The organism is Sphingobium sp. FG58, assembly GCF_057809055.1.
Genome location: NZ_JBMDJF010000012.1, coordinates 12,349 through 36,688, shown reverse-complemented (window position 1 = coordinate 36,688; position 24,340 = coordinate 12,349). Strand labels below are relative to the sequence as shown.

Annotated in this window: 16 protein-coding genes; 4 read left to right on the top strand and 12 right to left on the bottom strand. The window is 59.5% G+C overall.

Annotated features, from left to right (window positions below):
- Positions 1-127 precede the first annotated feature (127 nt).
- Entirely contained in the window at positions 128-895 is a 768-nt protein-coding gene (locus tag ACODR8_RS14350; RefSeq protein WP_489007878.1) for an enoyl-CoA hydratase/isomerase family protein, read from the top strand.
- 87 nt (positions 896-982) lie between these two features.
- On the opposite strand, the gene ACODR8_RS14345 is transcribed toward ACODR8_RS14350, so the two are convergent.
- The 10 genes from ACODR8_RS14345 to ACODR8_RS14300 all read right to left on the bottom strand — a co-directional run bounded on the left by ACODR8_RS14345 (position 983) and on the right by ACODR8_RS14300 (position 16,024).
- Positions 983-1,669 carry a TetR/AcrR family transcriptional regulator gene (locus ACODR8_RS14345; RefSeq protein ID WP_489007877.1) on the bottom strand — a complete coding sequence of 229 codons (687 nt, stop codon included), beginning with the start codon at positions 1,667-1,669 and terminating at the stop codon, positions 983-985.
- Between the two features lie 614 nt (positions 1,670-2,283).
- Complete coding sequence (locus ACODR8_RS14340) at positions 2,284-3,426, bottom strand: TonB-dependent receptor plug domain-containing protein (protein ID WP_489007876.1); 1,143 nt, start codon at positions 3,424-3,426, stop codon at positions 2,284-2,286.
- A 405-nt stretch (positions 3,427-3,831) separates the two neighbouring features.
- The gene (locus tag ACODR8_RS14335; protein ID WP_489007875.1) at positions 3,832-4,914 is read right to left on the bottom strand and encodes an LLM class flavin-dependent oxidoreductase; all 1,083 of its coding nucleotides are present in this window, start codon (positions 4,912-4,914) and stop codon (positions 3,832-3,834) included.
- A gap of 15 nt (positions 4,915-4,929) precedes the next feature.
- A complete protein-coding gene (locus tag ACODR8_RS14330; RefSeq protein ID WP_489007874.1) occupies positions 4,930-5,508 on the bottom strand; it encodes a nuclear transport factor 2 family protein in 579 nt (192 codons plus the stop codon).
- Positions 5,509-5,576: 68 nt separating this feature from the next.
- Positions 5,577-6,992 (bottom strand): aldehyde dehydrogenase family protein, encoded by a 1,416-nt coding sequence (locus ACODR8_RS14325; RefSeq protein WP_489007873.1) that lies wholly within the window; start codon positions 6,990-6,992, stop codon positions 5,577-5,579.
- A gap of 79 nt (positions 6,993-7,071) precedes the next feature.
- Entirely contained in the window at positions 7,072-7,857 is a 786-nt protein-coding gene (locus ACODR8_RS14320) for an SDR family NAD(P)-dependent oxidoreductase (protein WP_489007872.1), read from the bottom strand.
- On the bottom strand, positions 7,854-9,344 hold the full coding sequence (locus ACODR8_RS14315) for an AMP-binding protein (protein ID WP_489007871.1): 1,491 nt from the start codon (positions 9,342-9,344) through the stop codon (positions 7,854-7,856). Before ACODR8_RS14315 ends, ACODR8_RS14320 begins: the two co-directional genes overlap by 4 nt.
- Positions 9,345-9,385: 41 nt before the next feature.
- A complete protein-coding gene (locus ACODR8_RS14310) occupies positions 9,386-11,479 on the bottom strand; it encodes a hydantoinase/oxoprolinase family protein (protein ID WP_489007870.1) in 2,094 nt (697 codons plus the stop codon).
- Positions 11,480-11,644: 165 nt separating this feature from the next.
- Positions 11,645-13,768 (bottom strand): hydantoinase B/oxoprolinase family protein, encoded by a 2,124-nt coding sequence (locus tag ACODR8_RS14305; protein WP_489007869.1) that lies wholly within the window; start codon positions 13,766-13,768, stop codon positions 11,645-11,647.
- 57 nt (positions 13,769-13,825) lie between these two features.
- Positions 13,826-16,024, bottom strand: a complete 2,199-nt coding sequence (locus ACODR8_RS14300) for a TonB-dependent receptor (RefSeq protein WP_489007868.1) — start codon at positions 16,022-16,024, stop codon at positions 13,826-13,828.
- A gap of 57 nt (positions 16,025-16,081) precedes the next feature.
- On the opposite strand from ACODR8_RS14300, the gene ACODR8_RS14295 reads away from it, so the two are divergent.
- The 3 genes from ACODR8_RS14295 to ACODR8_RS14285 all read left to right on the top strand — a co-directional run bounded on the left by ACODR8_RS14295 (position 16,082) and on the right by ACODR8_RS14285 (position 20,414).
- Complete coding sequence (locus tag ACODR8_RS14295) at positions 16,082-16,300, top strand: hypothetical protein (RefSeq protein WP_489007867.1); 219 nt, start codon at positions 16,082-16,084, stop codon at positions 16,298-16,300.
- Between the two features lie 159 nt (positions 16,301-16,459).
- Positions 16,460-17,983, top strand: coding sequence for an acetyl-CoA acetyltransferase (locus ACODR8_RS14290; RefSeq protein WP_489007916.1), 1,524 nt, complete (start codon positions 16,460-16,462; stop codon positions 17,981-17,983).
- On the top strand, positions 17,934-20,414 hold the full coding sequence (locus ACODR8_RS14285; protein ID WP_489007866.1) for a CaiB/BaiF CoA-transferase family protein: 2,481 nt from the start codon (positions 17,934-17,936) through the stop codon (positions 20,412-20,414). The genes ACODR8_RS14290 and ACODR8_RS14285 overlap by 50 nt, the downstream gene beginning before the upstream one ends.
- Positions 20,415-20,473: 59 nt before the next feature.
- On the opposite strand, the gene ACODR8_RS14280 is transcribed toward ACODR8_RS14285, so the two are convergent.
- Both ACODR8_RS14280 and ACODR8_RS14275 read right to left on the bottom strand, forming a co-directional pair.
- A complete protein-coding gene (locus ACODR8_RS14280; protein ID WP_489007865.1) occupies positions 20,474-21,715 on the bottom strand; it encodes an acetyl-CoA C-acetyltransferase in 1,242 nt (413 codons plus the stop codon).
- Between the two features lie 199 nt (positions 21,716-21,914).
- Complete coding sequence (locus ACODR8_RS14275) at positions 21,915-24,065, bottom strand: molybdopterin-containing oxidoreductase family protein (protein WP_489007864.1); 2,151 nt, start codon at positions 24,063-24,065, stop codon at positions 21,915-21,917.
- Positions 24,066-24,340 lie beyond the last annotated feature (275 nt).

Genomic DNA, 24,340 nt, shown 5'->3' with positions numbered 1-24,340 from the left:
CAGCTTAAATCGAAAGCGGCAACGACTTTTGATATGACGAGAATCGCGGCACTATGTGCGCCGATGTCCTGACCGTTGGGCAACGGAACCCCGGCGCAACCAGACCGGGAGGTAGGAGAGTTTAGCTATGTCCAGCATGACGCAAGAAATTTCAGTCACAGTGGACGGGCACGTTGCGGTGGTGGAGTTATCCAGGCCACCGCATAATTTCGTCGATGCGACAATATTGACGGAACTCGCGGATTGCATCGAGCGGCTGGACGCGGAACTCGATGTTCGTTGCATCATATTGGCCAGTCAGGGAAAATCCTTCTGCGCCGGAGCTGATTTCTCTCGCGACGAGGGCAGTGGCGACACCGCCAGACGCTTTTATGCTGCAGCGTCCCGTTTGTTCGCCGGTCGCAAGCCGGTCGTCGCCGCAGTACAAGGCGCCGCGATCGGCGCGGGCCTTGGTCTGGCGCTGTTTGCCGATTTTCGTATCGCTACGACCGCCGCGCGTTTCTCAGCAAATTTTGTCAAACTTGGTATTCATCCGGGCTTTGGCCTGACACACACGCTCCCGCTTGTGGTGGGCCAACAGAATGCCGCAATGTTGCTGTGCACTGGCCGACGCATAGGCGCTGAAGAGGCCCTACGCATCGGCCTGATTGACAGCCTCGTCGGACCGGAAGAACTGCGTGATTGTGCACTCGCGTTGGCGAGAGAGATCGCTGAGAACGCTCCACTTGCCGTCATCGCGACCCGGGCGACGCTACGGGCCGGACTGGCCGCCTCGGTTACCGATCGCATGGCACATGAAGCCAAGGAACAGGAGAAGTTGTTTCCCACTGCTGACTACAAGGAGGGCCTACGCGCTGTCGCCGAACGACGACCTGGCAATTTCATCACGCGTTGACACGTTGAACTCTGCTGTTAATCGAGCCGATGAACCCATAGATGCCTGGAAAAAGCAGAGTCGGCCTCATTTGTGGTCGCTCATTGTTCACTGCTCGACTTGTTGAGCGCCAGTTCGCTTGTCAATGCGCCTCCGGACCGCAAGTTGCGTCCGAAGCAACTCGATAAAGCCATCGACCACAAAATTGAAGCTGGTATGAGACATGTTGTTACGGTCAAGAAGTTGCCGGTCGACATGACCTCGCACGAAGTCGTACGCGACCTCTGCCACCTGATCCGCATCGACACTGCGGCGAATGTCCCCGCTGGCCTGCCCCGCAACGATAGAATCACGAAATATTCCGACGGTTTGACCTCGACGGTCCCTATACAGTTGTGCAACAGGTTCGCGGAAGGCAGCCTCCCCTGCGATACGCATATAGGCAGTGAAAGTCGCGCCGCCCCTGTCAGCCACGGTCGCTATATATCGAATTTGTCGTGCGAAATTTTCAAACCCGTTGAACTGACCGTCAAGAGATTGCAGTTCGATAGAGATCGTGCCAATGATATGTGTAGCCAGAGCGTTAAGCAATCCGTCTTTGTTTCCAAAATAGAAATTGACCAGTTCATGGCTGCAATGGGCCTTCTTGCCGATATCCTGCAAAGAGAAGCGGTCGAACCCATGTTCAATGACAAGTTGCATTGCAGCATCAAGAATCCGTGCCCGCGATTCTTCACGACGCTGGGCCTGTGAGCGACGTAGTGGTTTAACTGTCATATGCCTCTTTTCGGTCATTGAATCCAAGCCGCTTTTGTTCGCCCGAAGCCGCAAGCTACGCGCCTGCTTCGCATAATTGAACATAAGAAACAGCAGTCATTCCTACCTTCCGGCCCAATTGGACATCGCATTTGGCTCCCCGACACAGCGAACCCTCTCCTCTTCAACGAAATACAGTGTTGCAGCAAGCCGCTATGCTGGGCTGCAGCCACAGCCTTGGAAAACCATTTCCTGCCTCAGGAGGGCCATTTCCTTCTGACAGCAGGGAAGCACCTATCCCCGTCCGTGTACAAACGGTCGCGGTCATATGCACGGCTGTGCTCCTCGGGGGCAGCAGAGACACAAAGCCGATGCACATGAAGCATCGGCCCCAGTAGCGCTTGCGGATATACTCGAACGCCTGCTGGATTTCAGGCGATGACCGCCCTTTGGTCCTGCGCACGAGGTCGCTCGCACAAACGTGCACGGATCTCGACGAACATGGGAAGGTGATCGCACGAAAGCACGCCTTCGATGATCGTCACATCCATTTTGGCACAGACATCTTGCAAACCTGCAGACGCATCTTGCCATGCCGCACCTTGAACCGATCCTTCGGGTCCATGAGATGACAGCGACGATGAAGTGTTCCGCTACTCCGCCAACTGTCCGACGCGAATGCTGCGCGGCGTCGCAAAGATATTTTTGAAAGTAAGATCACCGAGCGGCGTTTTGCCAAAGTCCACGGTCGTTGTGTTCTGAAGAACCTGATCGGTTCCCCGCGAGTATTGGCGGAAACTGGTGGGTCGCGAACGAACGGCCTGGTCTCCACCCGATTTGATCCGATTAAATTCAGATTCGGTAAGGTTGCGCGCTTCGTCGAGCCGCGCGAGGCGGGTCGAGATGCAGCCGGCCACCACCGCTGGCGCGGAAATTGCGCCGCACAAGCCGGTCACCGCAGCGCGGCCTGCCCCAGTGGCGCTGGTGTTGAAATTGCCCAAGGAAGGGTTGAAGTCGATGATTTGGGTCGAAGTTGGGGTCTCGTCGGCGGATCTGCCATAGAATAAGGTATAGTTGCTCAGCCAGTCGGTGGGCTTCACCAGCAGCCCGATACGATAATAGTCGCGGTGTCGAGAATCCAATTTCTGCCCGGTCGTAGTGCTGGTGGTGAAACCGTCGCGGCGCGAAATGCGGCCAGCCACGCGCAACATGATGGTATCAGCAATGATTGGTATGTTGAGGGCGCCCGTGATCTCGCGATATTCGTAATTTCCCATCTTTGCTTCGACAAAGCCGCCAAATTCGGGACCTGGACGTACAGGCTCCACAAGCACGGCGCCACCTGTCGTGCTCCGGCCAAACAGGGTTCCTTGTGGACCTTTGAGAACCTGTACCGATCTGATGTCGTAGAAATCGACAGTTCCCCCAACCGTGGACGGGAAGTTGGGGACCTCTGCAAAGTAGGTGACGACCGAAGCAGCCGTGCCCAGCGTGACGCCCTGACCGCGAATGAAGAAGTCGGATGCCTCACGATTGAGTTGGGAAGGTCGGGTCGTCATGCCCGCGGTCTGAAACGGAAGATCAGCCGTGCTCACAAGGTTCTTTTCCCGCAGCGCTTCGCCGCTGAACGCGGTGATCGCGACGGGCACATTTTGCAGCGACTCTTCTCGCCGGCGCGCGGTGACTATGATGTTCTCAGACCCGCTCTCATCGGTCGAGCCAGCCGCCGGGTCGCTCGCTTTCTGCGCCAAATCCGGTTGAGCAGCTGCCGCAGGAGCGGCAAGGCCAAGGGCCAAGGTGCTACCTGTGCACAGTAGCCCCATATGCGAAAAAAATTTCGTGCAAACGAACATTCTCAATCCTCCCCCTATCAAAAGCCCTCGCCGCGTGATGCGGTCTTGTGGGTCTTAGGATGATTAAAAAACTATCTTATCTTTGAGGTTCGTCAAGTATAAGTTTGATGATTATCAAACTATGTGGCGATCGGCGCGATCCGAGTGTAAAACTGGATTGATCAAAAGCCGGAGACCACAAAACCATTCCGTCGCCCGCGGATCTCCCGTGGCAGGATGATAAATCACGTTTAATAGTCTAACACTCCAGCCGAAAATACGGCTGGAGTGTTAGACTTTCTGGAATTAGCGAGGTCATCTCTGGCAATATATCCAAGTCACGGCGTGCTCAAGGACCCGCCAGACCGATCACCTGATTTTCGGAAGAACATCCTCCACAGCAAATTTATAGCTTTCCCCTGGTCGCCCATTGGAATCCGCTGTCCACAGGATCAGTTTGTCGATCCCAAGTTCCGATATTTCCAGCAGTCGTTCGACACATCGCTGCGGGTCGCCGACCAAGCCGAACTTGTCGATGAATTCCGGATCCAGCGCCTGGGTCTGCTTGCTGACATTCGCGCCATGGTTCTTCATGTCGTACGAACTGGCGACCCGCTCCAGATTGGCCCGCTCATTCTCCGATACGGGGCCGACCACCTTCTTGTTCATGATCGAGAAGCGGCTCATCGATGCCACCATGCCCTGTGCCAACTGTCGCGCAAAATCTACGTCGGTATGCGGATAGAAGGGAACGATCGCGGCAAATTTCGCGGATGACGGATCGCGCCCCACCTTCTCCATTTCCTCTCTCGCCGATGCCATGCCCCAGGCAAGGCGCTCGACATCGCCACCTACGGCAAGGGCGATGCGGTCAGCATGCCGGGCGGCAATGGCGATCACCTTGGGACCAGTGGCAACCACTTCCAGATCAGGCTTGATAAAATCCGCCGGCAGCCATTTGAGGCGGCTTGTTTCAGGCGCGGAGCCGATGGCCAAATTGTCAAAACTGGTAGCCAATCCGCCGAGGAAACTCGCAGCATCTTCCTTAAGAACCTCTTCCCCGCGAAGATAGGTCTGGATGGTTGCAAGGGCGCGTTCGAAATATTTGAGCGGCACCGGCGGCGCGCCGATATAGGCCAGGGACGAATCGCCGCGACCGATACTGAGCGTCATTCGGCCTTCAGACGCTACTTGGATAGAAGCCGCAGCACTCGCCAGCACGGATGGATGCCGTGTGGCCGGATTGCTCGTCCCCGTTCCCAGTTTCAGCGTCTTCGTCGCGGCGGCACACCATGTCAGTACCGTATAGGCATCGGCAGCCAGGGTCTGCGAGTCAGCGAGAACGCCGCCATCCCATCCGTCTGCCTCAAGACGCTGGGCACGACGGGCGATGCCTCGTGGCTCCTGACTGCTGCCATCCGATACTAGCGACGCCCAAACTTCAACACTCATATTTTACTCCTATTGTTATGGGGCATCCGAGCCGGTGACGGATACATCGAGGCGGCCTGAAGCCGCCGCATTCGTCCGGGGGCTTGCGTGCCAATCCTGGTGGATGGGGTCGTTCGGGAAGAATTGCCCCCAGTTGGACAGTTCGGGCGCACTCATCAGGTGCCACCCGGCATCGGCCTTTATCTCCCGGTTCCAGTCCCACACGCACACGCGATGCAGCACTTTCCAACTGCCATCCCGTTTTTCGCAAAGGTCGCGGTATCGCCCGCCAAGAAACATCGCTGAGCCATGCTGCTTATATGTCGTAACGACCAAGAACATGCTTTCGCGTCTCGCGAAGTCGCCGTCCACTTCGGTATAGACGTTGGAAACATGATGATTGCTGCTGATCAGCTTTCCCTTGGCCCTGACAGCTTCATCGCACCAATCATGCGCGTTCCCAACGAAGCGACCATGATCGTCCGTACCATCGGCCCAATAGGTCGACTTCATGAGATCGAGATCCATTCGGTCAACGGCACGGCAATATCGCATGAGATTTTCGTGGATCGCCTGCTTGTCCAGCAAAGTTTCCAATGACTGCTCGCTCGTCACTTCGACCTCCTCTATTTTTAGGACCGACATTCATGCTGGGCGCGCGACGTCGCCTCGCCGCCAAGCCGCTATTTCGGGATGTAGATAGATTTGGTCTGCGTAAATTCGAGCATACCTTCGCGGCCATTCTCGACGCCAAAGCCCGACTGTTTGAAACCGGAAAATGGCACATGCGGCGCCACCTGCCGGTTCTGGTTGATCCAGATCGACCCGGTGTCGAGGCGCTTGGCAATGGCCACTGCCTGATGGATATCCTTGGACCAGATCGAACCAGCCAATCCATATTCGCTGTCGTTCGCCCGGGCGATCACGTCATCAATGTCGGTAAACCGCATTATCGGCAGCACCGGCCCGAATGCCTCCTCGCATACGACTGCAGCATCTTCGGGCGGGTTGTCGACCAGGGTAAGGGGGATGAAATAGCCTTCCCCTTCGGGCACGGCGCTGCCGCGCAAAAGGGTCAATCCAGCCGCTTCCGCATCGTCGATAAGCTTGTTCACCCGGCGATACTGCGCCAGATTCTGTAACGGGCCGTGGGTGACGCCAGCGATCGCGCCATCGCCGACCACCGCTGCTAGCAGACGTTCGTGCAGCTTGTCGCGCACGGCTTCATATATGTCGGAATGGACATAAAGCCGCTTCGTCGCGATGCATACCTGCGCACTGTTGAAGAATGCGCCTGCGAACATCGCATCGGCTACCGCCTCAGGGTCGGCATCAGGCAATACGATCGCGGCATCGTTTCCGCCCAGTTCCAGGGTGATACGCTTAAGGTCCTTCGCCGCCGCTTCCATCACCCGCTTACCCGTGGCAGTGGACCCGGTGAAGGAGATTTTCGCAAAACCCGGATGCGAGGACATCAACGGTCCCAGGCTGTCGTCGCCCGAAAGGACGTTCAGGACGCCGCCAGGCAAGATAGTGCTGGCCAACTCCCCGAGCTTGAGCGCGCACAGCGGCGTGTAGGGAGAGGGTTTGAGCACGACAGTATTCCCGGTCAGCAGCGCAGGCGCTATCTTCCAGATCGTCAGGAGGAACGGAAAGTTCCAGGGAACGATGGCCGCCACGACGCCGAGCGGCACATGATGCACCTCGACGCGGCGGGCGGCGCTATCCTCTACGACATCGATGGCGACATCCTGACGCGCGACCGCGCGCAGCCAGGTGGCGCCAGCGAAGATCTCGCGGGTGGCAAGCGCGAGGGGACGGCCTTGTTCGCGGGTGAACAAAGCACCGAATTCGCCCGCCTGGTCCTCGATCGCATCAGCCAGCATCAGCAACGCCTGTCGACGCTCTTCCAGTGGCGTGTCGCGCCACTGCGGAAAGACATTACGGGCAGCGGCAACGGCGCGATCGAGCAGTGCCCCGTCGGCCGCCGGGGCGGTGGCAAAGACGTTGCCTGTGGCAGGATTGATGACATCCACTTGCAAGGGAGTAGTCACGGCTTCGCCGGCTATCGTGAGTGTGAAACTGTCGTCAAACGTCATCGCTAACTCCGGGATTGGATAGATATTCCACATCTGATCAAGCAACAGACGCCGAACCATCGATAGTGCGGCAGACAGGTCAGCGCGGCGCCATCCTTATGGCCCCGTCAAGCCGGACATCCTCGCCGTTGAAATAGCCACAGGTGATCATGGTTTCGGCCAGTTGGGCAAATTCCTCGGCCATGCCCAATCGCGAGGGGAAGGGTACCGTGGCGCACAGCTTGGCCTTGAACTCCTCGCTGGCGCGCGCGAACATGGGCGTGCTGAACAGACCGGGGAGGATGGTGTTGATCCGGATGGCTTCACGCGCGAGATCGCGCGCGATCGGCAATGTCATACCCACAACTCCCGCTTTCGACGCGGAATAGCCCACCTGCCCGATTTGCCCATCTTCTGCGGCCACGGACGCTGTATTGACGATGACGCCGCGGTCGCCGTCAGCCAGCGGATCGAGCGTCAGCATCCCGGCCGCGCTCTTGGTGATGCAGCAAAAGGTGCCAATCAGGTTCACCTGGATGATGCGTGCAAAGCTTTCCAGGGAATGTTCCGATATTTCGCCGCTCTCGCGATCACGCGACGCGGTGCGGGCCTTGCCGCTCCCTACGCCGGCGCAATTGATCAGGATGCGTTCCTGACCGATCACGGCCCGTGCCTTGGTGAAGCCTGCATCGATCGAAAGCGCGGAGGAAACATCCACCGAACAGTAAATACCGCCGAGTTCCGCTGCGACAGACTCACCGCGCTCTTCGTTGAGGTCGAAAAGCGCGACCTTGACACCTTGCCCAGCCAGGCGCCGCGCCGTTGCCTCTCCAAGCCCGCTGGCGCCACCTGTGATGACGGCGGCAATATCAGGTCCTAATTTCATACGGTCCCCTGGGCCACTGGCCGAGCATTTTCCAAAGCTGCAATACGCGCATCGCGCAGTTGAGACCGACGCACCTTGCCAGCATCGTCGCGCAACTCGGCCGCTGTGAACTCGAAACTGCGCGGCAATTTATAACTGACGAGCCGACTGCGAAGGAATTCGATCAGATCGGGACCGGTCAGACCGTCGCCATGTTCGACATTCAGCTTGACGATAGCGTGCGCGGACGCGCCAAGATCCTCGCTCGGCAAACCGATTACGACCGCAACCTCGACGCCTGGATGTTCCATCAGCGCGTTTTCGACTTCTGCCGGGTAGATGTTCGATCCGCCAGAAATGATAAGGTCGGTGCGACGATCCGCCAGATACAGAAATCCACCGGCATCGACCCAACCATGGTCGCCCAGGGATTCAAATCCGCCATCGTTCGCTGGCTGGGCCGCACCGATATAGTGATAGGCCTTTTCCGGTGACATCGATCTGAGCCAGACTTCGCCGATGGAACCGGTCGGCACCTCGGCCCCGTCCTCATCGCGGACGCTGACCTCGCAATTGCGTGGCTTGCCTACGGACCCTTCATGCGCGAGCCAGTCCACACCATTGATCGTCGTCGCGCCAACCGATTCGGTGCCCGCATAGGCCTCGTTGATCTTCTCCGCGCCAATCCAGTCGATCCAGGCCCGCTTCAGCCATTTGGGCATCGGCGCCGCCATATGCCAGACGTTGCGCAGTGACGAGACGTCGTATCTGGCCTTCACATCATCGGGCAGGCGCCAGATCCGCAGCATCATGGTCGGCACGAAGTTCACGCTGGCCACATGATGCATATCGATGCATCGGAGTGTTGCCTCCGCATCAAACTTTGCCAGATTGATGAGCGGATTGCCCTTGAACAGCGCGTTATGGGCCATGGAGAAAGGTGCGTTGTGATAGAGAGGCCCGGGATTAAGCACCGCCTCGCCCTGGGCGACGCCGAGATAGGTGGTTTCGCTGTCGTACAAAGCGGGTTTGTGATCGACGATGATCTTCGGGCGCCCGGTGGACCCGCCGGAGGACATCGCCTTCCAATAGGGAGAGACCGCGTCCGGCAGAATTGCGTCTGCGCCGTCCAGCCCCCAGTCGGCGGGTAACGCACCGACATTCGCCAGACGCTCGTGTTCGCTGGCGATCACGGCCTTCGGACGAGCCAGTTCGAGCATCGCGGCAAGCTCACTCGTCGAACTGCGCCAGGAGGCGGCGTGAGGGACAGCGCCAAGCTTCCAGATCGCAAATGTCCATTCGAAAAAATGCACATCATTGTTAAGCGCGAGCGTCACAAGGTCGCCAGGCAGAACCCCTCGCGCCAGCAGCGAATTTGCGCGGCGCGTGGATCGTTCATCAAGCTCGCCCCAATTTAGGGACTTTCCCCCGACCCGAACGGCAGTGGCATCCTTGCCAAGCCGCGCGGCATGATGCCGGGGAATGTCGCGCAGAGGAATGGTTACCATGCCCGCCCTCTCCCATCTTTCAGATCCACACTCACTATCGGTCAGCCGATCGTGGTCTTGAGCGTACCGCCGGCGATCAATTCGACCACCGATCCCTCCGGTGCCCACAATGTCGTGTCCCCGACATCGACCAGCGCGGGGCCGTGTAGGCTATGACCGATCCGGAAATCGGCCGCAGCGAACACCGGCACCGGCGTAGGCGCGCGCGCCGTCAGATACACATCGCGCTGGCTGATCGGCACGAGCGGTTGGCTGGCCCCCTCCGCCTGCGACTGAGGCAAGACGGCCCGGATGGTCTTGCCGATCCCGGTCACACGTAGGGTAGACAGTTCGATCGGCGTTTTGGCCGTGATGCTGCTGGCGCCAAATTGCTTGGTATAGCTGTCCCTGAAAGTCTCCAGCAGCAGCGTAGAGTCCAGCCTTTCATCTTCGATCGTCAAGGTCAGCGAAGCATTCTGCCGATGAAACCGGACTTCCGCTTCGCAGTGAACGGAACGGTTGGCCGGGTCGACATCCTGCGCGGCGAGATCGTCTTCGGCGCGTTCGATCAGTTCGCTCAGGCTTTCCATGGCCTGTCCATTCGCAAGCGGCAGGAATTGATCCACCGCCCGTGATCGTTCGCGGCGGATATCCGCGGTCGCCGCCCCATAGGCCGACAGTACCGACGCCAGAGCGGGCGTCAGCACCCACGGCAAATCCAGTTCCTTAGCCATCGCCGTCGCGAACAGCGACCCGGAGCCGCCAAAGGCGATCACGCCGTAGCGCCGTGTATCGAGCCCGCCCGACGAGATGCGCGCGCGCATCGCCTTGCTCATTTCCGCTAGCGCGATCTCGCGAATGCCATAAGCGATTCCCATCGCATCCATGCCGAGCCGCTCGCCCAGACGCGCGCAGGCGGCCCGCGCGACCTCGACATCGAGCTGCATCCCGCCGCGATTGAACGATGCCGGGTCGATGTAGCCTAGCAACACCATCGCGTCGGTCACCGTTGGTTCGGTGCCACCCCGGCCATAGCAGACGGGTCCAGGCGTTGCGCGCGCGGATTGCGGTCCGACGCGCAACAGTCCGCGATCATCGATCCAGGCGATCGATCCGCCGCCGGCACCGACCGATTCGACATCGATCGCCGACTGGCCAATTACGATCCCGCCAAGCTCTGCCGTATGGCGGCGCTCGGGAATGCCATCCGTCACCACCGCCACATCAATGCTCGTACCGCCCATGTCGCAACATATGGCGTCCGGCAGACCAGCCGTCATCGCCACTTCACCCGCAGCGACCGAGCCAGCCGCAGGTCCCGACGAGGCAAGTGCCAGCGGCGTTTGCCGCGCCTCCTGAGCGCTGATTGCACCCCCGCCGGAATGCAGCAAAAGCATCGGGCATTTAAGACCAAGCCCTCGCAGATATTCTTCCAGTTCCTCGACGCCGTCCAGCGCATCGGCGGCGAATGCATTCAGAACCGCCAATGTGGTGCGCTCATATTCTCGCATGATGGGATGCAGATCGACGCCGCTATAGACGGGTACGTCAGGGAAATTTTCCTTGAGAAGGGCGACAACCTGCTGTTCGTGGACTGGATTGCGGAACGACCAGAGGAACGACACGGCAATGGCGTTCACGCCATTGCGCTCGATCATGTCACGCGCGGCCTCGATAACTTCTGCGCCCCCCAGAGGCCGGATGATGTCGCCGTTGCGATCGACCCGTTCGTTGATGCCGCGAACGGCTTCGGGTTCGACAGGCATCCAGAATTTTTCGATCCAACCGTCGCGGACGTCGCGATGATTGCGCATGGCGTGCAAATGGTTTTCAAAACCCTTGGTTGTCAGCAGCCCAACGGTGCGTCCGCGACGCGTCGCCAGCACGTTGGTCACGGCCGTTGTGCCAAGGCCAAAGCGTGTTACCCGTTCCATAAGGCCCGCCGGCGTCAAGCCCGCCGCCTGTGCGAGCAGCGCGCACGCACCTATCACTCCCTCGCTGAAGCGCGCAGGATTGGTGGGGGATTTGGCCCTCCAACTGGTCTGGCCATCGCTACAGACAGCATCGGTAAACGTGCCACCGACATCGATGCCGATGACGTAACCGGATTCAGTTCGCGCTTGGTTGCCCGCAACTATGTTGGCATTCTCGCTCACAAACATCACTCCCAAATCCCGACGCAACTTCTTCCTGCGTCCACTTCACGAACCGCGACAGCGCGGAAAATCGGCCTGCCATAAACATTTGGAAGCCCCGCCAGCTTGCGCTCTTTTGAGAACCGGATGACGACATTGACGCCCGGTCGCTTGGCGGCATCGGGACTAACCCACCAATTGCGCCTTGTGCCCCGCATTGAGGACACGTTCCGCATCGGTCCATCGCCTGGGCATCGACGTCGAGCTGCATTCATTCCCTGCAGGGACCACGTCCACCAGGAGCAGATGCCCGGTGTCAGGGTCGAGATAGGCGCTGATCTCCACATCAGGGTGGGTCTCGATGAAATTCCGGATGCGTGGACATCCACCTGTCCAATGATTTGGGCTGATTGCCAGTGGAGCGCCGGACCTCACACTAACCGCTACCGAACCGCGCTGATCGATTCCAACCGCCAGCGGTCCCGAAACACCCTCTGATACCTGCCGCAGATTGTCGTCCCATGCCAGCGGAGCAGCGGCCGACTCGGCCTTCGCCAGACGCTGGCGGAGGATCTCACCCCGATGGGCATCGGTAGCATCACGGTCGCCGATGATCACGCCATAGACCCGCTCCGCCTCATCCGACGATATAAGCCCGCGCGACACCTCCCGTTCGACCACATCGACGTCGCGCAGCAAGGGATCTCCCCAGCCGCCGCCGTTACTCACCTCCAGCATCAGCCTGTCGCCCTCGGCCAGCGGAATGCCGTCCTGATGGCAGGCAAGTGGCTCGACCGTGGCATCGACTGCTCTGCGAACGTGGAAGCGCGTGATGTTGCCCGGCAGGCCACCGGCCGTCCCCGCGATGGGCAGCCGCTCGCGATTACCCATGATGGTCAGGCTCAACGCTTTCGTTCCGACGACCGAATAGGCGAGCGAAATAGGCCTCCCTGCCGTAAATTCCCCGCCTCCGCCGGTGCCAGACCGCAGGTTGCGCCAATCAAACATGATGGGATACCAGGATTCCAGGATCTCGACATCGACTAGGTCGATCAACTGACCGTTGCCGACCAGTTCCCGCGAAAATTCTATTCCGTCGCGACTATGCGCTGCCGATGCACCGCCCAAGGCGCCCTCAAGCATGATCCAGCCCTGGGATTCTCCCTCCAGGCCGATCCCCGAAAGCGTATGCAATGCAGAGCCAGAGCTGGAGGGTGGGCCCGACAGGTGCGTACGTCCGCGCGCACCGGGCGAAGCTGCTAGGGCGAGATTAAGAGCGCGGACACCCACCTCCATCGCATTCTGCCCCACTTCCAGATGCGGCCCGCCGATCGGCGCTGGCGGTTGCGCATCGAGAATGGACCCTGGATCGCAAACGACATCAAATGCGCGAAACAGCCCTTCGTTAAAGGGCAGGCCGCGGGCAATATAAGCGGCGATGCCAACACCCAGCAGGCTTTTGATGACGTCCGGCTTGGAGTTGAAATAATGTTTGGTCTGCGGGGATGCGCCGCGATAATCGAAGATGAGATGATTATGCTCGATCCGCAGTTCGCAGGGAATATGATAGAATTCTTCCGTCCATTCGGTCCAGCTCCGGGTGGTATAAACGCCCGGTTCCAGTTCTGCGATACGACGACGCACCTCCGCCTCCGTCAGATCGGAGAGTGTCTTGATGACATTTTGAAAAACATCGTCGCCATAGTCGGCAACGACCCGCAAAATCTGACCACAGACGACCGAAGCGCCTGCAATCAATGAACGAAGATCCATCTCCACGACATCGGGGAGGCGGATATTGTTACGCAAAATCGCCCATATGTCCTTCTGCTCAACGCCTTGGCGGAACAGGTGAACCGGGGGAAGCCGGAATGCTTCCTGATAGACTTCGGTCGCCGACGTGGAGAAGGAACCCGGCACCATCCCCCCCATATCCATCATATGCGCCGAAGCCCCGACCCAGGCGACAATCCGACCATCGACGAACACGGGGATATGAACGATGACATCCTGGGCGTGCAAACCGCCGCCATTATAGGGATCATTGACGAGGAATACATCGCCATCGGCGATCGTATCGCCATGAAGATCCCGAATGGCTCGAATGCCGTTGCCGCCAATGTGGAAGGCGATCTGTACCTTGCCGCCACCGACAATGAGTTCGCCTTCCGCACTGTAGATCGCGCAGGAACAGTCCTTCGATTCTGCAACCACGGGGCTGATTGCGTTGCGAATGATCGTACGGGCACCGTCGCCGGCGATCGCTTCAAATTTGCACCGAAGGACTTCAAGGACGATGGGATCGATCATAGGATTGTTCCGTAACTTTCTATTCGGTTCCGTCCGAATGGACTGCACCCACTATTTTCAGAATCGCGCAGTGACTTCGGCGCCAAAGGTACGCGGCGGACCCCAGGTTCCGGTTTGCTGAAACGCGGATGTCTGGAAGAAGGCCGAAGACTTGTAATCAATATCCGCGATGTTTTTTACAAATGCGCGAATGGTGAAACGGTCGCTTGCAGGCGTGAATGAGACAAACACATTTTGCAGGCTGTACGGATCCTGCTTCAGAAGAGGCGTTGCAAATTCGTCATAATAGACGCTTCCGCTGAAATAGGATTCACCACGCAAGGTCATTTTCCCTGCCGAGCCGATTTCCGTTTCATACTCGAGTCCGACATTTGCCGTGTAATTGGGTGCCCGGTTCAACCAGTTGCCCTTCACATTGACGAGGGTCGATGTAGCGGCGCTGCCGCAGGCACCCAGGAAGGCTGTATTGTTGCAGGTCAGGAAGCTTGTGTATTTCGCGCTCTGCAAGGCCCCTGATATGTCCAATTTGAGGCCGTCCGCCAAGACAGCTTGCAACTGCGCTTCAACGCCGTAAATTCGCGAAGCAGCGGCGTTGCGAACACGGAAAACCGAAACGCCGCTGACGAGCGCCGCGCTTTGAACCTGCAGATCGCTATAGTCATAATAAAATCCGGCGAGGTTCAGGCGTACCCGCCCATCGGCAAGATCGCTCTTGATGCCCACTTCGCCGCCCTTGATCTTTTCGGGATCATAGGCGTTTACCGCAGTCACATTCGACGCAAATCCACCCGACTTGAAGCCTTTGGAATATTGCGCATAGGCCATGATCTTGTCGGTCAGATCGACCTGAAAGCCGACACGCGGCGTCCAGGAATTGAAAGAAATCTCAGTGGTCGTCGGTGCCAGCCCGGTTATCGTCGTGCCATTGGCTCGGTCGATGAAGAAGGATTGGAGCGCCGTCTTGTTATCATGATTGTAACGTAGACCAGCGATCAAACGGATCGACGGAGTTACGGAAAATGTATGATCGGTGAAAAATGCGTATGACTTGGATTTCTGGAATGTGTCGAAACGCAGATTTCCCGTAGAGAAAATTGTCAGGCTAGTGTCTATGTCAACCTTATCGTTGAAATAGAAAAAGCCGAAAATGGATTTTAACCTGTCGTCAAACAGACTGGCATTGAGGTTGAACTCCTGCGTAAACGTCTTGGAATTCGTAATCGATGTCGTTGGACCGCGGAATGGCGCAGTAGCGCTGCCATCGGAGTCTATCACCATCAACTGATGATAATCCTGATAGGCACTGATCGATTTGAGCGAGACATCATCCGTCAGCTCGAAATTAATCGTGCCGATCCCCTGATAGTAGCTGCTGTTCAGCTTGGCATCGACATCCGTATAGACTTCGTGGGCTTTATAGGACTGGGGCTGGCTTGCAGCATTGATCGCCGCATTAAGGGATGGCGCGAACGGGAAAAAGGCAGTCGAGGACTTGGAGCCAAGACCGATACCCTGCAAGGCAATGGTGAGCCGCTCAGTAGGCTTGAACTCAATGACCGCGCGACCGCCGATCACCCGATTGCCCTCAAGGCTGTCCCGGGGGGCGTTAGCATTCAGCACCTTGGTAAAACCCTTGGACTGATTATCGTAAAGGCCAGTCACACGCACGCCGACCTTGTCACCGATCGGTCCCGAAACACTGCCGGAAACGCCATAGCGGTCGTAATTGCCGACCCGCCCGGTCACCTCGCCTTCAAATTCCTGGCTTGGGCCTCGCAGTACGTAGTTGACGGCCCCGCCGGTCGCGTTGCGGCCATAAAGCGTGCCTTGCGGCCCTGCAACAACCTCTACCCGTTCCAGATCCACCATCGCGACGTCAATGCTGCGGGAGCGCGGCTGATAAGCGCCATCGATGTGCGTCGCAACGGAGGGATCATCGGTACCAGAGGTGAGGCCGGTGCTGATCCCGCGCAAAGTAATGAGATTGGTGCCAAAGAGATTGCCGACCACCAGCGAAGGGACCTGCGACTGAAGATCGGAGACGCTGCTGATCTGCCGAAGGTCCAAAGCCTCCTGACCAATCGCGGTCACGGAGGCAGGAACATCCTGCACATTCTCCGTCCGTTTTTGAGCAGTGACAACGATATCCTCGATACCGGCACCCGAGTTATCTTGTGCACTCGCGGCAGCAGGTAGAGCGACGATTGCCATGCTGCTGACCGCAGCGAGGAAACCAAATTTCCTGTTCACCCTCATCACTTCTTCACCTCTCCAACATTGCCCGTCTGCAAATTTGCAGCGCCACCTATTTATGTGGCCGCCATGATCGGCGGTGCAGCATCGAAACTGCCATCATATTTTTATGTCGTCAAGCATATACTTGATGATCATCAAAGAACTTGGAGTGATTTATTTCGGTGGAGTCGGACAGGTTATATCGAAGCACCGATGGCCAGGGATCAGGGCAAGTACGTGCCCGGAACCTCGCCAATCGTGCGCTTCATCACCCTCTCGTCCGATTCTGATGTCTGAGCTCAGGGTCTCATATATACTTGACACCCATCAACTAAGATGCAAGCGTCGGAGTAGATAAGCAAGAGCCATTCACATTGGCCAATCGGTCCGAATGCCTTGTTAAATATCGGACTGCTGGGCCTTGCTGGCGTACCACGTGGAGGATGTAAGTTGAAAGTGCCTGCCGAGCGCATAGCGGTGGTGGTTGGAATTGGCGAAGTCGTCGATCGCTCCCGCGATCCCGCCCAGGTCTCCGAGCCGACAGCATTGATCGCCCAGGCCCTCGACAAGGCCGATGCCGACGCTGGCGGCGGCTGGCTAGCAAAGCTTGATTCGATCGATCTCGTGGCGCTTACGAGCTGGCGTTACAAGGATCCGGTCGCAGACATTTGCGCCCGGCTCGCGATCGCGCCCGCACATGCGGCGAACAGCCGGCGCGGCGGAGAGACCCCTGTGCGCCTCTTGCATGAGGCGGCGCTCAAGGTCATCCGTGGCGAGCACAAAGCCTGCGCCATTGTTGGCGGAGAAGCGACCAGCGCACGCGCGCGCGCTCGATCGTCCGGCTTCAAGCTGCTGTGGACACCGCTGGCGCCACCAGACGAAACGGCGCACTTCGCCGGACTCTCAACAGTCCGTAGTCCGTTGGCGGAACGTTACAACATGCTAGATCCGGCAAGCATCTATCCCCTGTACGAAACGGCCAGCCAAGCCGCGTGGGGCCAGAATCCGGCGCAGGCACATGACGAATCGGCACGCTTGTGGGCGCAATATGCCAAGGCGGCGAGCACCAACCCCTTTGCCTGGATCGACAGCGCCCCCGATGCCGGAACCATCGCCAGGATCAGTCCCGACAATCGTCTGATAAACTGGCCCTATCCAAAGCTCATGGTCGCCAACCCATCGGTCAACCAGGCATCGGCGTTTATCGTGACCACTTTGGCGGAAGCCCGTGCGTCCGGCATTGCCGACGGGCAGCTAGTCTACGTCCTGGGCGGGGCGGCCGCCAACGAGCCAGCCGATTTCCTCCACCGCGATCGCTATGACCGCAGTACGGCGCAGGAGGCGGTTCTGGGCGAAGTCGTTCGGCAGGCGGGCGGCGTCGATTCGCTTTCGCTGATGGAGCTTTACAGCTGCTTCCCGGTCGTACCGAAAATGGCGCTTCGTTTCCTCGGCCTCGATCCGGATGTAACGAAGCCGAGCGTGACTGGCGGCCTGACCTTCTTTGGTGGCCCGCTGCACAATTATATGAGCCATGCGATTTGCGCGATGGTCCGTGCGCTCCGCTTGCGGACAGACGCTTGCGGTCTGCTTTATGGCCAGGGCGGCTATGTAACCAAGCACCATGCGCTGCTGCTTGGGACCCAAGCGCCGCAGGAGGTGCTGCCGGACAATTGGTCTGTACAAGACGCCGCCGACGCGTTGCGCGGCCCTGCGCCGCCCGTCCGCGAAGATTATGACGGCCCTGCGAGCCTGGAGGCCTTTACCGTGCGATATGCTCGGGACGGCCAGGCGCTTGAGGGAATAGTCGTGCTTCGCACGCCTGCGGGCGAACGAACCATCGCCCGCGTGCCAGCGCTCGATGAAGAGACTATGGCTCTGCTACAATCATGGGACCGTCCGCCTGTCGGCCTTACCGGAACCATCATGCGTCTTGCCGGCGGCGACGCCAGCTGGAAGCCGCTTGAAACGGCGACGTTTTAAAATGGGGTCCTACGTCATGAAAAGCCACACTGACTTGCTTCCGCTCGCGGGGCTTCGTGTTCTTGACCTCGTGGAAGGCACATTAGGAGAGATCGGCCGGACGCTTGCGGAATGGGGTGCGACAGTTATCCGGGTAGAGCCACGCGCTGGCGGCGCGGATCGCCAGGCTGGAGCCAAGGTCGGCGACGTCGCCCTGGGCTTTGCGATAGCCAATCTCGGCAAGACATCGATCGCCCTGGATCTCGACCTGGCCGCAGACCGCGCCGCGTTCGACACGCTGGCGAGCACCGCCGACATCGTGATCGAGGATTCAAGGATGCGCCGGGCGACCGCAGGCTCCATCGACATCGCGGCGCTACGCCGCGCCAATCCGGCGTTGGTGGTGCTCTCCCTCAGCGGCTTTGGCGCCAACACGAGCTTTAGCAGTTGTCAGGTAACGGACCCGGTACTTCATGCGATGAGCGGCGAACTTTCCCGGTCCGGCCTGCCCGAACGGGAGCCGCTTTTGCCGCCCGGCGAACTTGCCCTCCACTGTGCTGCCGGTCAGGCCTTGTTGGCTGTTATCGCGGCGCGTTATGCCAGTGTGACGGGCGGCAGTGGCGACTGGCTCGACATGTCGCTGCTGGATGGCGCCACGGCGGCGCTTGATCCAGGCTATGGGAGTTCGGGCAGTGCCGCCCAGGGCGTCCCTGCGAGCAAGCTGCCCAGAGGCCGGCCGGAAGCCCGCTTTCAATATCCGATCATTGCCTGCGCCGATGGTTATGTCCGTATCTGCATGTTGGCGCCGCGTCAGTGGCAGGCGATGTTCGATTGGCTTGGACGTCCCGACGAGTTTGCCGATCCCTCTTTCAACACCCTGCGCGCGCGATACAAGTCGAAAACGCTGATTCCACGCATCGCCGCGCTGTTCGCAGACAAAACTAGCGCCGAGCTGGAAAGCGAAGCGCAGCGGCGCGGTCTGCCGCTCTCCCCCGTGCTCGCTCTGGACCAGGCGCCGGTGTCGCCCCAGTTTACCAGCCGGAACGCCTTTGCCGATGTCCAACTTACCGCTGACATCGCTATCGCGGCACCAAACGGGATCGTCGAGTTCGATGGCGTTCGGGCCGGGCAGGCCGGACCAGCACCTGAACTGGGCAACGGACAGGAGATGCTCAAGACAGGCTGGCCGGATCGCGTTGCCCCCGCCTCCGTTCCGTCCGGTGAGGATGGCGCGCTTCCCCTGGAAGGACTGCGCGTTCTCGATCTGGGCGTGATCGTCGTCGGCGCGGAAACCGGACGGCTGCTCGCGGATCTGGGCGCAGATGTAATCAAGGTGGAGAATGCGAGCTTCCCTGACGGCAGCCGCCAGACCCGTGGCGAGCCGATCAGCGTCAGCTTCGCAGTCGGCCACCGCAATCAGCGCAGCCTGGGCCTCAACCTGCGCTCGGAGGAAGGGAAAGCGCTGTTTCGCGACCTTGCCGCCAAAACCGATGTCATCCTGTCCAACTTCAAGCCGGGCACGCTGGAATCGCTCGGCCTGGCGCCAGAATCACTACTGGCCAGCAATCCTCGGCTTATCATGGTCGACAGTTCCGCTTTCGGCTCTACTGGCCCTGAGAGCCGGCGCATGGGCTATGGCCCGCTGGTGCGCGCAGCCGCCGGACTGAGCCTTCAATGGCGCTATCCGGACGATATCACGAGCTTCAGCGACGCGCTCACCGTCTATCCTGACCATGTCTGCGGACGCATCGGCGCGGCGGGGGTCATCGCGTTGCTGCTTCGTCGGCTGCGTACGGGCCGGGGCGGTACAGTGAGCATCGCGCAGGCCGAAGTGATGCTGGGGCATATGGCGGCTGATATCGCGCTTATGTCTGCCGAAGCACGCGGCCACGAAGTGGAAGCGTTGCCTCAGGCGAGCGCACCATGGGGCGTGTTCGCCTGCGCGGGAGAGGATGATTGGTGCGTCGTGACCGTTCGTGACGATGCCGACCTTGTTGCGCTGTGCCGCGTCATCGGCCTGGACGATCTGGCGGATATTCGGGCCGTCGCCGACCCCGCCGGGCGACTTTCGGCTCACGAAAACATAGATCGCGCGCTGAGGGACTGGCTTGCCGGTAAGAAGCCGGACGAAGCCGCACACGCCCTCCAGGCATCCGGCGTACCGGCTGCTGCAATGCTGCGCGTGGCCGATCTGCCTGCCCACCCCTATTTTCGTGAACGCGCATTTCTGCGTCTCGTTTCCCATCCCCGGATCGAGGAGCCATTTTTCGCCGAAAATCTGGTGGTGGAATCCGAATTCCTGCCCCGTCCGCCGCAACTGCCTGCACCGATGCAGGGCGAACATACAGTGGAGTTGGCGCGCGAACTGCTTGACCTGGATGATGCGTCCATCGCCAGACTGGTCGATGAGGGCGCGCTCGAACGGCCCGCGGATCTGATAGCCGCTGTGTAACGCCGACCGTCCGGCATAGCGGGCTGGAACGCCTGCTATGCCGGACGGCTTTTATAGCTTCACATCCGCTCTATGATCACCGCCGGCGCCATTCCGCCCGCCGCGCACATTGTCACCAGACCACGCTTGAGATCCTGCCGCTCAAGTTCATCGAGCAACGTGCCGACCAGCATGACCCCGGTCGCGCCGATCGGGTGACCGAGCGCGATCGCGCCGCCATTGACGTTGACCTTTTCCCGATCGAGCGAAAGGTCGCGAATGAATTTCTCGGGCACGACCGCAAACGCCTCGTTCACCTCCCACAAATCGATGTCGTTGGGCGTCAGCCCGGCCTTGGCGAGAACCTTGCGTGTTGCCGGTACGGGAGCGTTGAGCATCAGTGTCGGGCTATCGCCCAGCTCCGCCATCGCGACCAGACGCGCGCGGGGCACGAGGCCATGCTTGCGCGCATAGTCTGGCGAGGCGAGCAGCAAGGCCCCTGCCCCGTCGACCACACCCGACGAATTGCCGGCATGGTGGACATGATTGAATTTCAGGTCGGGATAAACCTGTCGAATGAGGTCACCGAAGGTCGTGCCGTCGGCGTCGAAAGCCGTATCCGCTGTTCCGATGAACGATGGTGTGAGCGCAGCCAGCCCTTCACGCGTGGTCTGCGGCCGGGGAAATTCGTCATGATCAAGCGCAAGTCTGCCATCCTCGTGATAGACGGGGATCAGCGAGCGGTTGAAGCGTCCTTCGGCAATGGCCCGTGCGGCGCGGCGCTGGCTCTCATAAGCGAGTTCGTCAACCACTTCGCGGTCGATCCCTTCCAGGGTAGCGATCGCATCGGCGCAAAGACCCTGGCTGGTCTGCGGATGGCGCGCCCGCAACCGTCGATTGCCAGCATCCGGAAGCGCGGGCACAGCCGGATCGCGCGGCAGCAATTTGCGGTAGGACATCAACTCGGCGCCGCCAGCGACATTGAGATCCTCCATCCCCGCCATGATCTTAGCCGCAGCCAGGCTGACGGCAGTCAGGCTCGATCCGCAAAATCGGTGAATGGTGACGCCGCTCGCACGGGGATCATAGCCTGCGTCCAGCGCGGTCATGCGGCCAAGGTCGTTGCCCTGCTTGCCGGCCTGTTGCCCGTTGCCCCAGATGATGTCCTCGACATCCGCCGTGTCGATGCCGTTGCGATCGGCCAGCGCCTTCAACACGGCCGCGCCGACCTGTTGCGGATGGATGTCTGTCAGCGCACCCTTGCCGATCTTGCCTATACCGCGCGGGGTCCGGCAACTGTCGATGATCCATGCTTCCTGCATAATGTCCGCTCCTGGGCCTGACTGGCATGCAGGCCATGTTGTTTTGCGGCCGCACACGCAGCCATCGCTTAAGGATTTAGCGGATCACGAGTGGAAACTGTCAAGCATTAACTTGATGACCGTCAAAGATAACCCGCTTTGGTTGCGGCGGCGGCCTGCTTCAAACAATGCCTGCCAGCGCCGCACCGCTTTGATGAAGCTAGCTCAGATTGACCGGAATACCGTTCAGGATCGACATTCCCGCCAAGGCTTCTATGTCGCAAGGGTCTTTTGCGGCAAGGATGTTGGAATTAACGCCGGGAACGGTGTTAGCTCTTTGCCATCCGCCATTATGCCCCCAGCCGTGCGGCAGCGCAACATTGCCTTCCTTCATCCTGTCGGAGATTTTTGCCGGTGCGCAAAGCGTTCCTGCCCGGGACCTGACGGTGACCTCCTGGCCATCGGCAATGGAAAGACGCGTCGCATCGACCGGACTGATGTGCAAATGATGCCGTCGCTTGGCCGTCATGCAGGACGGCACATTGTGAAGCCAGGTGTTCATCGATAGCATTTCACGCATACCGGTCAATCGGAAGGGAAATTCGGCGGAATGCTCAAACTCGCGCAACCGCTGAAGCTCAATCTTCAGCTCCGGAAACGCGAGCGGAATTTTCCGGTCTGGCGTGGCAATCACATCGGACAAAACGCCGCTGGGCAACTCGGCGTCCAGGCTTTTGCCATGGGGAAACCGGCCAAGCAGCTTGCGCAGCGACAAGCCGTTGCGGCGCAACCCGAAACGGTCCCCGCTTGCGCTCATCCGCACCATCCAGTCCATCAACCGCTTCGGACTCAAGGCGAGGCCCATGGCTGACAGTCTGCGAAGCCAGCGATTATCATAGCAGCCCCCCAGACCTGTCCGACGACAAAGCTCGTTCAGTATTTCCCATTCCTCACGAACCTCGCCTCTCGGCTCGACCACGGCGTCGGTGGCGAACAGCGCCGGCCTCAACATGTTCGACAGATATTTGTAGGGGATATCCGCATGTTCGAACATCGTCGCCACTGGCAGAATATAATGGGCATGGCGGTTGGTTTCGTTCATGTAAATGTCGAGCGAAAAGTGAAGCTCCAGCTTTTCGAGCGCGGCAGCGAAGCCTTCGCCGCCCGCGCCGCTGGAATGAACCGGGTTGCCGCCGAGCATGAGCAAGGCGCGGACCTGCCATTCGCCGGCCGTTTCGACATCCTCGACCAGGCATCGTGAGGGCAACATGCCACCAAGTGCGGGAAGGCCGCTCACGCGACTGTGCACCGTCGTTTCCCGGGTCGCCGGAAATCTGTTCTTGGTGAGGCTGGACCAGGTGAATAGCGACCCGCCCGGTCGATCGAGATTGCCCGTCACGATGCAAAGAAGGCTCTGCAAAACATTGTTCAGGGTGCCAAAGCGCTGGGTGCATGTCCCCGTCCGCCCATAGATGGTGGCCGAGCGGGCCTGGGCAAAATCGCGGGCCAGCTCGCGAATGAGCTGAGCCGACACGCCACATTCCACACCAGCGCGTTCGGGCGTGAATGGTCGAACCTGCTCCACCAGTCCTTCCAGCCCGTTGCAATGTTCATCGACGAAGTCCGCATCCATCCAATCGTTGGCGATAATTTCATGGAGCATCGCCATCATGAGCCATGCATCAGTCCCGGCATTGACCTGCACATGTTCGAAAGACTGGGCCGTCTCGCTGCGACGCGGGTCAATGACGACGACCCGCCCGCCGCGCTTGATCACGCTTTGCAGCGCATCCCGCATAAGCGGCTCGGTGCAGACCGAACCATGCGAAACCATGGGATTGGCGCCTATGATGATCGCAAAATCCGTGCGCCACAGATCAGGGCGTGGATACAGCAGTGCGGACCCGAAAAGCAACTCGCTCGCCATCAGAAGGGACGCCGCATCCTCGGCATTGACGCTATAATTCCAGCGCGTCCCGAAAACCCGCTTGAAAGCTGAAAACCAGACCGCCGTGGCGAAACTGTTCGTCGGCGGCTGGCCCAGGAACGTCGCAAAGGCGCTGGCTCCGTGCCGATGCCTGATCTTCTTAAGCCCGTCGGCGATATCCGACATCGCCTCCGACCAGGAAACCGGCGCGAATTCGCCTGGTCCACCGATACGCTTTAGCGGCTGCGTAACGCGATCCTCATCATACATGACCTCCACGGCACCCGTGGCTTTCTTGCAGAAATGGCCGTGCGAATAAGGACTGTTCTTGTCGCCTATCACGGACGTCAAGCGACCGTCCTTTACGGTGGCAACCAAAGCGCACATCGGTTCGCATACCCGGCAGAAGGTGTGCACCGTCTTGTCCAGATTGCTGCTGCTCACGATCAATCCTTTCCAAAATCCGCGGACAAATGGGCGGCGTCCGCACGCGTCGCGTATGTTGGACGGACAAAGCCGCGACTGTGATCAGCCGCCGCATCCAATGGGCCGCTGCGAACTGTCGCGCGTGAAAATCTTGATGAAAGTCTTGCCGGGCTCGATACGCGACGCGGCGTCCGGCAACATCGGCGATCCTTGCTTGGCACATTCTCTCCTGCTCATGGGCTGTGTTGACACCCGATACACGCTGTTTTTTGTTGCCGGGCGTGCCCCTACGG

Coding starts and splice junctions, on each gene's coding strand:
- ACODR8_RS14280 (WP_489007865.1), bottom strand. CDS start 21,715: ATGCAGGAAGCATGGATCATCGACAGTTGCCGGACCCCGCGCGGTATA.
- ACODR8_RS14305 (WP_489007869.1), bottom strand. CDS start 13,768: ATGATCGATCCCATCGTCCTTGAAGTCCTTCGGTGCAAATTTGAAGCG.
- ACODR8_RS14300 (WP_489007868.1), bottom strand. CDS start 16,024: ATGAGGGTGAACAGGAAATTTGGTTTCCTCGCTGCGGTCAGCAGCATG.
- ACODR8_RS14320 (WP_489007872.1), bottom strand. CDS start 7,857: ATGAAATTAGGACCTGATATTGCCGCCGTCATCACAGGTGGCGCCAGC.
- ACODR8_RS14315 (WP_489007871.1), bottom strand. CDS start 9,344: ATGGTAACCATTCCTCTGCGCGACATTCCCCGGCATCATGCCGCGCGG.
- ACODR8_RS14325 (WP_489007873.1), bottom strand. CDS start 6,992: ATGACGTTTGACGACAGTTTCACACTCACGATAGCCGGCGAAGCCGTG.
- ACODR8_RS14350 (WP_489007878.1), top strand. CDS start 128: ATGTCCAGCATGACGCAAGAAATTTCAGTCACAGTGGACGGGCACGTT.
- ACODR8_RS14345 (WP_489007877.1), bottom strand. CDS start 1,669: ATGACCGAAAAGAGGCATATGACAGTTAAACCACTACGTCGCTCACAG.
- ACODR8_RS14335 (WP_489007875.1), bottom strand. CDS start 4,914: ATGAGTGTTGAAGTTTGGGCGTCGCTAGTATCGGATGGCAGCAGTCAG.